The sequence below is a fragment of the Caballeronia sp. ATUFL_F1_KS39 genome, assembly GCF_023630985.1.
Classification (GTDB): Bacteria; Pseudomonadota; Gammaproteobacteria; order Burkholderiales; family Burkholderiaceae; genus Caballeronia; species Caballeronia zhejiangensis.
In genome coordinates this window covers 103,679-118,918 of sequence record NZ_JALQDZ010000040.1, presented here as the reverse complement: position 1 = coordinate 118,918, position 15,240 = coordinate 103,679, and the positions used below count along the sequence as shown (strand labels likewise).

Sequence of the window (15,240 nt, the reverse complement as noted above, 5' to 3'; positions counted from 1 at the left end):
ATCGATGAATCGCGCGGCGCTTCATCACTTCTTCTTGCGTCCGCCCTTCTTCGCACCCGACGCTTCTTTCGCGACGGTCACAGTCGGCCCGTTTAACTCTTCCATCCACGAAAGCGCATCGACGTAGGCAAGAAATTGCTGGAGATAACCCGGCGATACTTCGCGCATCAGCGACAACGAACGATGCACGAGACTGCTCGAATTGAGCGGTCCTGCGTTTCGGGGCACCTGTGCGAGCGAATCGCGCAACTGCTTTTCCGCACTGACTTTCGACCATACCGCGCGAAAGTAATCGAGCAACTCCGCATGAGATGTTCCATGCATCGAAGATGCTTTGGCGATGTCAGCGATCAGCGTTGCCAGCGGACCGCGCACATCGGCATCGCTTATCGATGCATCCGAAGATGCAGCACGTTCCATATCGCTTCGATACGCATCGAGCAATTGCGCGACACGTTCATCGAGCAGGCGACGCGCCTCGCCTTCATACGCGGCCGCGCGCTTGTCCAGCGCATCGATCAGATGGAAGCGTACGGGATTCGCGCGATCGTCGCCATTCGCGCGCCATGCTTCGAGTATCGCGCGTGCAGAGGCCACGTTACTCATGCGCCTTCACCGCGCCATCCGACGAGCGCGGCACAGCTGAAATCTCCACGCGTCGATTCTTCGCGCGCCCGCTTTCATCGGCATTGGAACTCACCGGCTGTTCCGAGCCGAACGCCGCCGCGAACACCGACGACGAAGGCACGCCCGCATCGATCAACGCGCGCATGACCGTCAGTGCGCGTTTCGCTGAAAGCTCCCAGTTGTCCGCGAATCGGCGGTTGCCTTCGTGGACTTGCTGATCGTCGGCGAAACCGCTCACCATGAGAATCTCTTCATGCGCACGCAGATACGTCGAAAGCGGTGCTGCGAGACTCTTCAGCACATCGCGGCCCTGCGGCTGCAATTGATCGGAATTGAGCGCGAAAAGCACGCTGCCGCTGATGCCGATGCGACCGTTCACGAGCGTCACGCGTCCCGATGCGAGCGGTCCCGCGAGCGCCTGTTCCAGCGTCTTGCGGCGCTGCGTCTCTTCCTGACGATGCTTCACCTCTTCGTCGAGCTTGTTCTCCAGCTGCAACTGCACGCCGATCACGCCGACGAGTATCAGCACGAACGCGCCCAGCAGCACCGACATCAGATCGGCGAACGCGGCCCAGATCGGCGCGGCGTGTTCCGCGCCGCCGTCGATTTCCTCGTTCATGCCGCGCGCGCTCCGGCCACGCGTTGCCCGGCGATATGCTGCAAGTCCTCGACGATCTGCTTCTGCGACATCATGCTCAGATCGATCACTTCCTTCGCCTGCGCAACGTAATACGCGAGCTGTTCATCGCTGCGCGCAAGCGATTTGTCGAGCGCGCTTTCGATGCGTTCGAGATGCGCGACGAGCTTGTCGTTCGATTCGCCGAAAGACTGCACGGCCGCGCCGAACGCATCCGAGAGGCTCGCCATTTCGACGGCGCTCGTCGTCACTTGCGCGGCCATCGAAACGAGTTTGCCGGCCTCGGCTTCGACCGTGCCGGTGAACTGCGCGCCGACGCGTTCGAGCAGCGTCGCCGATGTGTCGACGAGCGCATCGATCGCGGCGCGTTGCTCGTTCGATGCGAGGTTCACCGCGCCGAGCAATGTCTCGACGGTGGCGAGCAAGCGGCTGCGTTCATCGAGCATCGCGGTATCGCGGACCATCGAATCGGACAGCTTCTGACGCATTTCGGCGACGACTTCGGCGGCTGCCTTCGGTGCTTCCGATGCAGCCTGCACGAGCCGCTCGATCTCCGCGATGGTCGCGCTCGCGTGTGTCTGCGATTGCGCGGACATGTCGCGCGCGGTTTGCGCGAGGGCATCGCAGATGTCCTTCTGACGATTCGCCGCGACGTCGCTCGTTTGCTGCCATTGCTCGCGCAACGAGCCGGTCATCGAGTCGAGCGCGCTGCTCCATGCGGCGAGGCGCTCTTCCCCGCTTTGCGCGAGTTCGGCGCGTAAATCCGCATGCGAACGATCGACCGATTGCACAAGCGCCGCTGCATGTTGCTCGAAGCTGGCCGCCGCGGTCGTCAACGCGTTCTGGTTCTGCGCGGCTGCCTGCTCGCTCGCGCGCGCGTGCTGTGCGAGCGCATCGGTCCACGCTTGCGACATGTTTCCCGTCGCGGTTTCGAGGCGCGCGGACACATCGTCGATCAAGCCGGACGAACGCGTATCGAAAGTCTGTGCGAAGCGTTCCAGCGATGCATCCATGCGTGCGACGAGCGCATCGCGCGATTGCTCGTGCTTCGCAACCGACGACGCCAGCGCGCCCGACACGCGATCCATTTGCGCGGACACGCCATCGACGAGATGCGTCGAACGTTGCTCGAATGCTTGTGCGAAGCGATCGAGCGACGCGCTCATCTCGCCGACGAGCGTTGCGTTCGACTGCGCGTGCTTCGCGAGCGATGCGTTCCAGATGTCCGCGACCTTCGCCGACGATGCCTCGAAGCCGCTCGACAAGCCTTCCAGTTGACGCGCCACCGCCTGCTCGACATTGCCGTGCAACGCGGTGACTTCGCGCGCGATGCCGTCCATCGTCGCCTGCATGACGGGCTGCAACGCGGCGCTCGCGGCGCGCGCGCTATCGGCAACGCTTTGCTTCAACGACAGTTCGACCGATGTTGCGAGCCGCCGATACGACGTCTCCGCTTTCGCATGAAACGCATCCTGACTCGCGATCTGACGCTCGCTCGCGGCGAGGCTTTGCTGTTCGATTGCGATCGTCATCGACTGAAGACGATCGACGAGCTTCGGCATCAGTTCGGTCTGAAACTGCAGCAGCTTGAACGTTTCGTCGCGTTGATGCGCCTGCGTGAAGACGCGAAGTGTCGTCGCGATCTTCACGTCGAGTTGCTGCGTGACATGAAGACGCTCGCGACGGCACAGCGCCGACAGCAGGCCGAGCATCGCGGATGTCGCGACACCCGCGATCGACGTGCCGAACGCGAAGCCCAGCCCAGTCACGGGCGCGGAAAGCGATGCGCGGATCGCCGTCAGATCGGATGCGCTTTGCAGCGCCGTGCCGGTGCCGCGCAAGGTCGCGACCATGCCGAGCAGCGTACCGAGCATGCCGAGCAACACGAGCAGACCGACGAGATACGGCGCGAGCACCGGACCGGGCAACGGCGCGCGCTCGCCTTCGACACGCAGACGCACCGCATTGCGCAGGCTCGGATCGAGGCTGTCGAGCCACACGGCGAGGCTGCGCGGCGCGGTCGAGAGTTGTGCGACGGCCTGTTCGAGCGAGCCGGTGATCTGTTGATAGCGGCGCAATTCCGCCGCGCCCGCGAGATAGCATGCGGCGATCACGAGCGTGACGGCGAACGCGATCGCATTCGACGTGACGTATGCAATGCCGATGCCGAGCACCGCGGCGAGGCCAATCGAAAATACAGCGATGTTCAAAAGATTTCGGGGCATAGCGAGCCAGTTAGCGGGGCCGAAGAGCCGCGAGCAAGCCTTCGATCGGTTGAAAACGAACATCCAGTTCGGCGAGCAGCACGCTCTGCAGATCCTTGCGAAACACGTCGAGCCATGCATTCGGCGCCGATGTCTCGACAGCGGCTTGAGCGCGCTTCAGACGCTCGAAATGCTTGCCGAGCAGCGCGGGCACGTTGCCGAGCAGACTGCGTTCGCGCGCGCTCAACGCCTGTTCCATCACGGCATCGACGACGGCGAGACGCGCCATGTCCGGCGATTTCGTCGCGAGCGTCGATCGCAGACGCGTGCGCAGCGCACCGATGTCGGATTCCATCGCTTGCTGCAAGGACACATAGCGCTGACGAAAGTCCGCGTAGTCGATGGGCGCATCGTCGGACGACGGCTTCACCGGCGCACGATTCCTGCGGCGCACGGCCGCTTCCTCGCGTGCGAATGCGCCTGCGAGCGAGTTGCGCACGCGCGCGCACTCTTCTTCCACCTCGCGCGCAACGGATCGCGCGCCCGACGCGGCGGGCGGATCGGATGCGAGCGCAGTGGACAGCGCAATCGCATCGGTCCAGCCGAGCCATTGGCTCAGGCGGTCCGCGAGCGATTGAGCGGGTTCGTGAACGTCGAGATCGGCAAAATGTGCCAGCAGGCGAACGAGCGCCGGGCCGCTGAATGCCGTGCGCTTCATGCCTTGCACAGGATCACCGGGGGCAAAAGGACACTATTTTACCTGCGCGGGCGAAATCGATGCCCCGTTTCGTGCGGAGCCGCGACAACGTCGAGGCAAATGCTGGCTCATGGCGCCTTCGCGGGCATGAACGCGAAAGGCTGCGTCGCGACGAAGCTGCCCGCCGTCTCGCCGGAGAAGACCTGTCCCGAATCGATCGTCAGCTTCATCACCGGCGCGCCTGGATTCAGGTTGAGCTTCTTGAGCGACACCCAGAACGTATCGGGCCGCGTCGCTGAATCGAAGTAATAGATCAGGTTCTGCTGATCCGAGACCGTGCGCCATATCGTCGACGACAGATTCGGCTGCTCCGGCGTGCTGATGCCGAGCGGCACGCTCACCGAACGCATGAGACTCATCACGCTCGCGACGGCCTGGAACGCGTACGACTGCTGCGGCACGCCCGCCATGTAATTCGCATCGGCCTGCTTCGGAATCGCATCGAGCAGAAACGACGCGCGCACGAAGCGGTCCGCCGCGCGATTCGTGCCCGGCAAGAAGCCCATGCCGCCGACGCTTCTCCAGTAAGTATCGATAGCAAGCTGTTCATCGTAGATCGGCGAGTTGGTCATCACCTTGTACTTCTTGCCTTGATGAATGATGAGCTTGCCGTTGATGTACTCGAAGATCGCAGAGTCGCCGCGCGCATCGGAAAGAGAAAGATGGATCGTCAGCGGCTTGCCGTTGGGCAGGGGCGGCGCGATGATCTGGAACGGTTCGCGCGACATCACATACACGGCTTGCCCGACGGTCGCGAAGTTATCGAGCGCATACTGCGCCCACAGACTGATCGACATCGGGTCGCGCTTCGGGTCGGGCTTGCCGTAATCGGTCTCCGCGAGATAGAGCGCATTGGCGACGAGCCCGCGCTCGTTCATGCCGTCCACCGTGCCAATTTCATAACCCGACACCACCACGCTGCCGTACTTCGATTTCCATTTGATCGAGCGCGGCCCCGCGTTGCCATCGCGTTCGATGCCCGCGGGCATCACCCAGAGATTCGAACGCATGTCCTCGGACCAGTCCATCGAACGGCCGGTGATGACGAGGCCTTTGTCGCCGACATAGAGCGTGCGCGTGCAGGCAAGCGCGAGCGACGTGGAGAGCAATGCCAGCGCGAAGAGGAAAGCGAACGTTCGAATCAGACGGGTCATGGCCGTGTTCCCTTTTCGTTGGTTCGTGAAGCCGCCTTCAGAAATATTGGATTCGCCCTGCTTTGTAAAGCGCACCGGTGGCAACAAGGGCGTCGTCTTTATGATTACCCGATGGTGACAATTACCTGAAGACATTCGATCGGCGCATGGGCTAAGGATTTATTTCCGATTCGTCCGTCTGCGAAGAGGAGATGTGAGGCGCCCGGCTATCATGGATGTCTGCCCATTTGTTCATTGCATGCGTTATGCAGAATGCCATCATCCCGCCGATCAGACGCCTGACGCCCGCCGACGCACAAGCGTTCCGCGATATTCGTCTCGAAGGCCTGCAGCGTTATCCAACGTCGTTCGGCGCTTCGTATGACGACGAGCGCATGCAGACGCCCGACTGGTTCGGCGCGCGCATCGCGGATCACGCGGTGTTCGGTGGCGACGGCCGCGATGGCATGTTAGCCGGGGTAGCCGGGCTGCTCGTGCCGACGGGCGCAAAGCTCCGGCACAAAGGCGTTCTCTGGGGCATGTACGTGCGCGAGAGTGCGCGCGGCACGGGACTTGCCGCTGCGCTCGTCGATGCCGTGCTTGCGTACGCGCGGGGCATCGTCGACGAAATCAAGCTCGAAGTCGCGCCGGACAATCTCGCTGCAATGAGGCTGTATCGCGCGGCGGGATTCGTCGAATACGCGCGCGAGCCGCGTGCGCTGAAGATCGACGGCACGTATCACGATTCGGTCCTCATGACGCTCGACTTCGCGCGCGGTGCATAGCGCGTCGATCAGGAAATCACGAAGAAGGGAATCCCAGCACAGTTGCCTTGGCGCGCAAGTCGGCGAAGCGCCCGCCGGGCGTCGGCGTCTGCGATGCGCCCTCCGCTGCTTTCGCCGTCCGCGACTTGTCGATGGTCTCGAGACCCGATCCTGTCGACGCCGTGTTCGAGCATTCGAGTCCGAACGGCCCTTGCGCCACCGTAATCGCGGGCGCATCGGTGCGTGGCGCATCGCTCAGATCGAGCGCGTAAGCCATGTTGAACGTGGTCGGATCGCTCGCGCGCACGCCCAGCGGATCGAGCCCGAAGCGCCAGGCAAGCAGTTGATGGATCGAACTCGGATCGAACGGATAGCGCGCCACGTTGTTCGCGCGCACGCGCGGTCCGAGCAATACGCATGGCACACGAAACCCCAAGCGGCCGTCGTTGCCGAGCTTCTGTTCCGCCTCCGACAGCGACTTGACCGGCGGCGCGACATGCTCGAAGAATCCGCCCCACTCGTCGTAGACGACGATCATGAGCGTCTTGCTCCAGTTCGGGCTCGTGCGCAGCGCTTCGTAGATTTGCGCGAGCAGGACCTGGCCGTTGCGGACATCGGCATGAGGATGATCGTCGTTGGACGTGCCGTTCGCCTCGCCGGCAAAGCTCGGATCGACCATGCAGAACGACGGCAGATTGCCGCCCGCCGCATCGGACAGGAAATCGGAAAAGAGCTTCGAGCGGCCGACGTAACGCGTGCCGTAAAGCGCCGTGAACGGCACGTCATGAAAGTAATACTTCGACGACACGTTCTTCGCATCGAGCCGGTCCCAGATCGTCGATAGAGACGACGTATCGAGCGTATCGCTCAAGCGATCCGTTTCGCCGCTATGCAGATAGACGCGGTTCGGAAACGTGTCGGCGAGAATGCCGCTCATGTAGTAATCGCAGACGGTGTATTGCGTCGCCGCCTGTCGATAGAACTCGAGATCGCTGCCCGTGAAGTAACCGATCGGCAGCAGATCGCCGCGCGTCTTGTTCGTATCCGGCGTGAGCAGGAAGCCGGTCATCGCGCCGTTCGCGAGATGCGTGCGGCCTGCGTCGTAGGCGTGATCGGGATCGGCAAACTGGCAGCCTTGATAACCAAACGCAGCGTTGGCCGACAGCGCGAATGTCGATTGCACCGTGCCGAACGCATCGGTGAACTGCTTGCCAGCCTGCACGCCCTCCGCGCCCGGCACCCAGCCGAGCATGTGATCGAAGGAGCGGTTTTCCATCGTCACGAGCACGATGTGATCGATGCCCGAAGTCTCCGGCGCGGGCAACGCCGGACGCGGCAGATTCGCGCGATCGGACGGAATCGTGCCGATGGGACTCGTGGGCGTGACGGTGCCCGAGTCATCGTCGCTGCCGCCGCCACCGCAGGCCGACAGCATCGCCGTGCTGGCGAACGCGGCAAGCAGACGCCGGCGTACCGCGTCGGGTTCGTTGGAAGGCTTGTGTGCCATGACGGCGCTCCATGTGAGTGTTGTTATCGAACGCCGTTCTCGGAAACGCGGTTGCGCCTTGAACATCGAACGCGAACGGCTTGTGGGTGCCGGGTTGTAGCACGCCGCGTTCCCGGCACCCTTCACTCACATGGCGACGCTGCTATGCGCGCCCCACTACCGAACTGCTCGCGCCGTCCTTGACGGGTGCATCGAGCGAATACGCATCCACGCCATCGACACAGCCGAGGTTCACGCGCCATTCAGCAGGATTCGAACGCGTTCGATGGAACGTGTAAATTCCACAGCGCTTGCAAAAGTAATGCTTCGCGACCTGCGTGTTGAATTGATAAAGCGTGAGTTCGTCCTCGCCCGACAGGATGCGCAACTTCTCTTTGACAAAGGGCGGCGACATGACCGCGCCGCGCCTTCGGCAGAAACTGCAATTGCAGCGCGCGGCGGGTTCCGGCGAAGTTTCGACTTCGAAGGTGATCGCGCCGCAGTGACACGCGCCTTTCAGGGTCGTCGGGTTCATCGTGGATACGGCTCCTTGCGGTTTTCGGTCAGGCCGCGTCCTCCACGTACTGCGCGAGTCCGCGTCCGAACGACCAGTCTTCGCGGCGATTCGGCGCGAGCGCGATCATCACGTCGTCGGGCCGCAGTCCGGGCGATGCCGCGAGCTTCGCCACCAGTGTCTTGTAGAACGCTTTCTTCGTCGCCGTGTCGCGCCAGTCGCTCGCGGTGATGTGGATGAACACGACGTCGTCGCTGCGTTCGACACAGAGATAACCGGGATCGTAAATGAAGTGGTCGCGCTCGTGTTCGTCGATCAATTGAAAGCGGTCGTCGGCGGGGACCTTGAACGCTTCGACGAGCGCTTCGTGCACGCCGTTCGAGATCGCGCGGATATGCTCGCGCGGCTTGCCTTTCATGAGCGAGATTCTGACGAGCGGCATGATGAAACTCCTTCGAGATCGAGTTCGGGTGATCTCGACTCTACGCCGCACAATGCATGACGAATATTGAATACTTTTGGATCGACCGTTCGACTAAACGGGATCATCGCGCGCGCAGCGCGTCCACGATATTCATCCGCGACGCCCGCATCGCCGGCAGGAATCCGCCGACGAGTCCCATCGCGAGCGAGAACCCGAGTGTCTTTGCGATCACCGAAGGCGTCAGGATGAAGCGGAACGACAAGTCCGCGAAGGTCTGAAAATTGGTCGTGGAAAACGAAGCGAATTGCATCAGCGCGGCGCACGAAAGTCCGGCCACGCCGCCGACCAGCCCGAGCAACAACGCTTCGAGCAGGAACGCCCCGAGCACGTCGAAGCGCTTGAAGCCGAGCGCGCGCAACGTTCCGATCTCCGCGACACGATTGGCCACCGACGCGTACATCGTGATCATCGCCCCGATCATCGCCGCGATCGAAAAGATGATCGACAGCGTGAAGCCGAGGATATTGATGAACGTCGACAGCGCCTTCGACTGATCGCCGTAGAACACCTGTTCGCGCTTCGCTTCGTCGGCGAGGCGCGGGTCCACGTCGATATCGCCGCGAAAGCGCTCGAATGCATCGCTGCGGGCGAGCCGCACGACCATCGACGAATAACTCGTGCGCCGGAACGATTGCATCAACTGATCGACGTCGCCCCATATTTCCGAATCGAAGCCGCTGCCGCCCGCATCGAAATGGCCGACCACGGTCCAGTCGCGCTGCGCGAAACGCAGGGAGTCGCCGATGCGCGTGCCGCCGAACCCCTTCGCGATGCTGCTGCCCACGATGATCTCCGACGAGCCGCGCCTGAACATGCGCCCCGCCGTGAGCTTCACTTGCGGACGCAATTGCACGCCCATCGGCGAGACGCCGCGAATCACGACGTTGGCGGGCGTGTTGGTGCCGAGCTTGGTGAGCGAGATCAGCACGACGGTTTCCTTCGATGCGAGCGGCTCGCCGTCGCCGTTCATCGCGACCGACGGATGCATCTCCATCACGTTCGCCTGATTGCGGTCGATCGCGCTTTGTATCTCCGTCTCCGCGCCCTTTCGGATCACGACGACGTTGTCCGCTTCGCCCGTCGATACGAGCGTTTTCGTCAGTCCCGCGTCGAGCATCAGCACGGTCGCGAACACGAACACCACGAGCGCGAGACCGCCTGCCGTCAGCATGGTCGTGAGACGGCGCGCCCAGAGATTGCGTGCGACGTAGGAAACGGGAATGGCCATCGCGCGTCCTCAGCCGATCGCCCGCAGGCCTTCGACGATGCGCACGCGGCTCGCCTGCACCGCCGGCACGATCGCCGCTGCCATCGCGACGGCGAACGCGCATGCGGCCTGCAGAAGCATCGTCTCGTGCGACACCATGAAGACCGGGAACACGCCGCCTGTGGCGTGCTTGAAGACTTCGGCCATCGGCGGCGTCGCCAGGATGCCGATGCCACCGCCGATCGCGCAGATTGCCATCGATTCGCCGAACACGAGCACCGAGAGAAACGCGGAGCCGAAGCCGAGCGCCTTCAATGTCGCGTATTCGGTGATGCGCTCGCGCGCGCTCATTGCCATCGCGTTCGCCATCACCGCCATGATGATCAGGATCACTACATATGACACGACGCGTATCGCCGCGATGATCTGATTCGACATTGCGACGAAGCCGAGCTGAAACGCCTGCTCCGTTTCCGTCAGCGTTTCGGCGAGCGAGTTCTTGAAGACATTGTCGATCTTGCGCGACACGACAGCCGCTTCGTCCGGATCCTTGATGCCGACCACGTACACGCCGACCTGATCGACATTGCGCTTGGTCGTCTTGCGGATCGTCTCGTTCAGATAGTCGTAGTGAAAAATCAGTTGCCGCGTAATGGTCGATTCGTCGCGCCCTTCCATGATGCCGCGCACGACGAAGTCCCATGTTCCCGGATAGATCGTGCCCTTGAGCGGAATGACGTCGCCGACCTTGAAGCCGTATTGATCCGCGAGCTGCCGGCCGATGAGCGCGCCTTTGCGATCGCGTCGATAATCGGCGCGTTGCTGCTCGGGCACGATGAACTCGGGATAGAGATCGAGATAGTTGTCGGACACGGCGAACTGCGCGAAGAAGTTCTTCGGATCGCGATACACGCCGCCGAACCAGTTCGAGCGCGCAACGAGCGTCACGCCCTCGACGCCGCGTATGCGGTTCTCATAGGCGAGCGGCAACGGAAACACGAGCGAGATTGCATTGCGCGTGACGAGCCGCGCGTTCGATGCAGCCGCGGCGCCTGCATACCACGCATCGACGACGGTATGCAAAAGACCATATGCGAGCACCGCGATGGTCAGCCCGAGCACCGTCAGCGTGGTGCGCAGCTTGTGCCGCATCGCGTTGCGCAGGATCAGCTTGAACACGAACATGATGGCTTAGCCCACGGTTCCATCGATCAGCTCGCCTTTCTCCAGATGCACGAGCGCCTTCGCCGCGCCGGCCGCGTGCGCGTCGTGCGTCACCATGATGATGGTCTTGCCGAGCTTGTCGTTGAGACGTTGCAGCATCGCGAGGACATCGGCGGCGGAGCTGCGGTCGAGATCGCCGGTCGGTTCGTCGGCGACGATCAGCTTCGGGTCCGTGATCAGCGCACGCGCGATCGCGACGCGCTGCTGCTGCCCGCCCGACAGCTCCGACGGATAGTGACTCATGCGATCGGCCATGTTGACCATGTCGAGCACCATCGCGACGCGTTCCTTGCGCTCGTGGCGCGTGAGGCGCGTGAGCATCAGCGGCAACTCGACGTTCTCGAACGCGGACAGCACCGGCATCAGGTTATAGAACTGGAAGATGAAGCCGACGTTCGCCGCGCGCCAGTCGGCAAGCGCGGCTTCGGGCAGGCGCGTGATATCGAGTCCGCCGACGAGCAACTCGCCGCTATCGGGCCGGTCGATGCCCGCGATCAGGTTGAGCAGCGTGCTCTTGCCCGAACCCGACGGCCCCATCAACGCGACGAAATTGCCTTCCGCGATGGACAACGTGATGTCGGTGAGCACCGGCACGGTCTGCACACCGCGCCGATACGACTTCGCGACGTGGCTGATCTGAACGAGAGGCGTCGTGCTCACGTTATTTCTTCGCCAGCGTGACTTTGGCGCCGTCCTTGATCTTGTCGCCGGGCGCGAGCACGAGCACGTCGCCGGGCTTCACGCCCTGCACGGCCAGCAGATCGCCGATGCGCTCGCCCGTCGTCACCGGCACTTCGCGCGCGGCGTCGTGATCGACCACGTAGACCACTTTCCTGCCATCGCGCGTGACGACCGCCGATGGCTGCACGGCGACAACCGCCTTCTTCTCCTCGGGCGGCACCGGCTTCGACAGGAACGCGACTTTCGCGGACATATCGGGCAGCACGCGCGAATCGCGTTCGACGAAACGCACTTTCACGAGCACGGTGGCTTTGGATCGATCGACCGTCGGCACGATGCGCGACACGCGGCCCGCAAAGCGCGCGTCGGGCAGCGCATCGAGTTGAATCTCGCACGGCTGATCGACAGCGATGCGCGCGATGTTCGACTCGGCGACATCGGCTTCGACTTCGAGCGTCTTCATGTCAGCGATGGTGACAACCGCGCCCTTGCTGTCCGACGCCGATGAGAACGGCGTGATGTTGTCGCCGACATTCGCGTGCTTCTCGATCACGACGCCGTCGAAGGGCGCGCGAATCACGGTTTGATCGACGGCTACTTGCGCTGCCTGCGCGTTGGCTTGCGCGGAGACGATCGCGGCTTCGTCGCTGTTGATCGACGCCTTGGCCTTGTCGAAGCGGGCGAGCGCGGCATCGTACTGTGTCGCCGGAATCGCGCCTTGCGGTGCGAGGATCTTGTAGCGCTTGAGATCGACTTCCGCGTTCTTCAGTTCGGCGCGCTGCAGCTCGAGATTCGCCCGCGCGACCTTGACCTGCGCCTGGGCCTGCGCGAGCGACGCAGCCACGTCATTGCTCTCCAGCCGCGCGATGATCTGCCCTTCCTTCACCGGCGTGCCTTCGAGCACGCCGAGCCATTCGACGCGCCCTTGTCCTTTCGATGCGACTGCGGCCTTGCGTTGCGGCACGACATAGCCCGTGGCGTTCAGAAGCGTATAGCTCTGCGACGGATACACCGACGTGACCGTGGCGGTTTCGACGGCCTGCGGGCCGGTGAGACGAAACGCCACGCCGATGAGCGCGAGCAGAATCGCAACGATGATGGCGTAACGAAGCCAGTTGCGCCGGCGCCGCGGCATCGCGGCAGACGGACCCCGGTCGATCTTGAGTTTTTCTAAGTTGTGTTCAGCCAATTTTGGACGTGCGCCGCGGAATGGGCCCGCGGATCGGCATGCGGTGAAAGGATGGTCAGTATAGCGCTGTCCTTTCAATCAGCTTCCCAAGGCCACCCGCTCCGGCTCGTCGGGCTCGAACCAATCGGGATTGCGTTCCGCGATCGGATGCAACGACACCAGAATCTCGCGCAGATGCGCGCGCATCGCTTCCTCGGCGCCATCGGGATCATGCGCCTTCAACGCGCTCACGATGCGCGCATGCTGCTTGATGAGCAGATCGAGCGGCGATACATCCGGCAAGCTCAGATAACGCACGCGATCCATCTGCGCCTTGATGTCCTGGATCGTGTCCCATGCAGCGACGCAGTCGATCGATTGCGCGATCTGCATGTGGAACTGTTCATCGAGTGCGAGAAAGGCAGTGGTGTCGTTCACTTTCGATGCGCTCTTCTGCTCGCGAAGATTCGCGGCGAGATCGTCGAGTTGCGAATCGGTGATGGCGACCGCGGCCTTGCGCGCGACCGCCGTTTCGATCGCCTCGCGAATGAAACGCCCTTCGCGCACCTGACGCGGCGATATTTTTTTCACGAAGGTGCCGCGCTGAGGCAACACTTGCAGCACGCCCGCCTCGACGAGCTTGATGAAGGTCTCGCGCACCGGCTGCCGCGAAACCTGGAACATCTCCGCGACTTCCTTTTCGGAAAGCGGCGTGCCGGGCACGAGTTGTCCCGCGAAGATAGCCTGACGCAGCGCCCGAAAAATCTGCTTGCCGATGGGCTCATGCGAGTCGTGCGATATCGCCGAAGTCAGATCGGGCAATTCGAACTTCTGCGATGCGCGCGGCCTGCGTACGCGCGCACGCCGCACTGCAGCCGAGCCATTCGACACGATACCGTCTTGCATGATTGAACCTGAACGCAAATGAGGAGAAAGCGAGCCACGTTCGCGCGCCTCGCTTCCCGATACTATCACGCAGCACTCGCCGCGCTTTCACGCTTCGCGCGCGCTTTCGGCTCGCGAATCCATACGAGCGAACACAGCGCGCCGAGCACCGCGATCGCGCCCGCCAGAACGAAGGCGCTGCCATACGCGCCGTGCGTCGCCTCGACGATGAAGCCCGTCACCGCCGGTCCGATCACGCCCGCGAGATTCGCGAGCAGATGCACGAAACCGCCCACGCCGCCGACGTTTTCGCGCCGCACCGTGTCCTGAATCACGGCCCAGTACACGGACCCGGTTACATAGAGGAAGAAGATCGTCACGGACATCAACGCCACCGCGCCCTGCGTGCTCTCCACACGCCCCGCGAACGCGACGCACAGCGCCGCCATGCCGAGACACACGGTCAGCACGATGCGGCGCGACATGAGCGGCTTGCCTGTGATACGCAGAATCGCATCGGTGATGAAGCCGCCCGCCGCGAGCCCGATGCTGCCGAGCAGCCACGGAATCACCGTCGCAAAGCTCATGTCGCGCAGCGACATGTGATGCGCTTCGGTCAGATACGTCGGGAACCACGAGAGAAAGAAGAACAGCACGTAGTTGTATGCAAAAAACGCGAATGCCGTGGCGAGGATGATCGGCTGACGCAGATAAAAGCCGAGATTCGCCTGCTTGCCGTGCGTGCCGTGCTCCATCGACGCGGCGTCCTGCTGGCCCGCGACGATCAGATCGAGTTCGGCCTGCGTGACGCGCTTGTTCTGTTGCGGATGCTCGGTCGTCGAAAGCGCCCAAAGCACGAGCCACGCGAAGCCGATCATCATGATGATGACGAACGCCCAGCGCCAGCCGAACTGGATCGCCATGTAACCGACGACCGGGCCGGCGAGCGCGCCGCCCAGCGGCGTCCCCGAACTGATGACCCCGATCGCGCTCGCCACTTCACGACGCGGAAACCAGTTGTTCACCATCTTGCTGTTCGACGAGCTGAACGGTCCCTCTCCCATGCCGAAGAGCACGCGCAGCACGATCAGCGACACGAGACTGCTCGCCAGCGCAGTCGCACCGCAAAACAGCGACCAGATGCCCATTGCGCCACCGAAGACTTTCTTCGCGCCGACCCTGTCCGACAGCACGCCGCCGACAAAATTGAATAATGCATACCCGATGAAAAAGCTGCTGAACACGATGCCCATCTGTGCATGCGTGAAATGCAGGTCTTTCTGGATGAGCGGAGCGGCGATGGAAAGCGCCGCGCGGTCGAGATAGTTGACGACGCCCGCGAGGAACAGCAGGCCGACGACGAACCACCGCTGACTTTTGATCATGTCGAGTCTCCGATGCACCGCTTCTTGTGGCCTTCCGGTCCGGCGGTTTCATGAATGATGAATTTTGAATGCCGATGCCAAGTG

General features: G+C 62.7%; 15 protein-coding genes. 1 reads left to right on the top strand and 14 read right to left on the bottom strand.

The genetic code is table 11. From position 1 onward, the window contains the following. Window positions 1-24: 24 nt before the first annotated feature. The 5 genes from NCR93_RS20770 to NCR93_RS20750 all read right to left on the bottom strand — a co-directional run bounded on the left by NCR93_RS20770 (window position 25) and on the right by NCR93_RS20750 (window position 5,379). Window positions 25-606 carry a DUF2894 domain-containing protein gene (locus NCR93_RS20770; RefSeq protein ID WP_175980731.1) on the bottom strand — a complete coding sequence of 194 codons (582 nt, stop codon included), beginning with the start codon at window positions 604-606 and terminating at the stop codon, window positions 25-27. Next, window positions 599-1,246, bottom strand: coding sequence for an OmpA family protein (locus NCR93_RS20765; protein WP_008347904.1), 648 nt, complete (start codon window positions 1,244-1,246; stop codon window positions 599-601). The genes NCR93_RS20770 and NCR93_RS20765 overlap by 8 nt, the downstream gene beginning before the upstream one ends. Further along, window positions 1,243-3,489 carry a DUF802 domain-containing protein gene (locus NCR93_RS20760; protein WP_175980729.1) on the bottom strand — a complete coding sequence of 749 codons (2,247 nt, stop codon included), beginning with the start codon at window positions 3,487-3,489 and terminating at the stop codon, window positions 1,243-1,245. The genes NCR93_RS20765 and NCR93_RS20760 overlap by 4 nt, the downstream gene beginning before the upstream one ends. Before the next feature lie 10 nt (window positions 3,490-3,499). Then, window positions 3,500-4,186, bottom strand: a complete 687-nt coding sequence (locus NCR93_RS20755) for a DUF3348 domain-containing protein (RefSeq protein WP_175980727.1) — start codon at window positions 4,184-4,186, stop codon at window positions 3,500-3,502. 107 nt (window positions 4,187-4,293) lie between these two features. Next, the gene (locus tag NCR93_RS20750; RefSeq protein ID WP_008347896.1) at window positions 4,294-5,379 is read right to left on the bottom strand and encodes a linear amide C-N hydrolase; all 1,086 of its coding nucleotides are present in this window, start codon (window positions 5,377-5,379) and stop codon (window positions 4,294-4,296) included. 245 nt (window positions 5,380-5,624) lie between these two features. On the opposite strand from NCR93_RS20750, the gene NCR93_RS20745 reads away from it, so the two are divergent. Next, window positions 5,625-6,143, top strand: coding sequence for a GNAT family N-acetyltransferase (locus NCR93_RS20745; RefSeq protein WP_175980725.1), 519 nt, complete (start codon window positions 5,625-5,627; stop codon window positions 6,141-6,143). Window positions 6,144-6,159: 16 nt separating this feature from the next. On the opposite strand, the gene NCR93_RS20740 is transcribed toward NCR93_RS20745, so the two are convergent. From NCR93_RS20740 to NCR93_RS20700, 9 genes are all read right to left on the bottom strand, one after another. Next, a complete protein-coding gene (locus NCR93_RS20740; RefSeq protein ID WP_175980723.1) occupies window positions 6,160-7,629 on the bottom strand; it encodes an alkaline phosphatase family protein in 1,470 nt (489 codons plus the stop codon). Between the two features lie 142 nt (window positions 7,630-7,771). Beyond that, on the bottom strand, window positions 7,772-8,143 hold the full coding sequence (locus tag NCR93_RS20735; RefSeq protein ID WP_175980721.1) for a GFA family protein: 372 nt from the start codon (window positions 8,141-8,143) through the stop codon (window positions 7,772-7,774). Between the two features lie 28 nt (window positions 8,144-8,171). Further along, window positions 8,172-8,564 (bottom strand): tautomerase family protein, encoded by a 393-nt coding sequence (locus tag NCR93_RS20730; RefSeq protein ID WP_175980719.1) that lies wholly within the window; start codon window positions 8,562-8,564, stop codon window positions 8,172-8,174. A 103-nt stretch (window positions 8,565-8,667) separates the two neighbouring features. Next, entirely contained in the window at window positions 8,668-9,834 is a 1,167-nt protein-coding gene (locus NCR93_RS20725) for an ABC transporter permease (protein WP_175980717.1), read from the bottom strand. A 9-nt stretch (window positions 9,835-9,843) separates the two neighbouring features. After that, window positions 9,844-10,998, bottom strand: a complete 1,155-nt coding sequence (locus NCR93_RS20720) for an ABC transporter permease (protein WP_008347884.1) — start codon at window positions 10,996-10,998, stop codon at window positions 9,844-9,846. A gap of 6 nt (window positions 10,999-11,004) precedes the next feature. Further along, on the bottom strand, window positions 11,005-11,697 hold the full coding sequence (locus NCR93_RS20715) for an ABC transporter ATP-binding protein (RefSeq protein ID WP_008347883.1): 693 nt from the start codon (window positions 11,695-11,697) through the stop codon (window positions 11,005-11,007). Between the two features lies 1 nt (window position 11,698). Next, window positions 11,699-12,853: an efflux RND transporter periplasmic adaptor subunit gene (locus NCR93_RS20710; RefSeq protein ID WP_239294906.1), complete on the bottom strand. Its 1,155-nt coding sequence runs from the start codon at window positions 12,851-12,853 to the stop codon at window positions 11,699-11,701. A 132-nt stretch (window positions 12,854-12,985) separates the two neighbouring features. Then, a complete protein-coding gene (locus NCR93_RS20705) occupies window positions 12,986-13,792 on the bottom strand; it encodes a GntR family transcriptional regulator (protein WP_239294905.1) in 807 nt (268 codons plus the stop codon). A gap of 65 nt (window positions 13,793-13,857) precedes the next feature. Further along, the gene (locus NCR93_RS20700) at window positions 13,858-15,156 is read right to left on the bottom strand and encodes an MFS transporter (RefSeq protein ID WP_175980713.1); all 1,299 of its coding nucleotides are present in this window, start codon (window positions 15,154-15,156) and stop codon (window positions 13,858-13,860) included. Window positions 15,157-15,240: the final 84 nt, after the last annotated feature.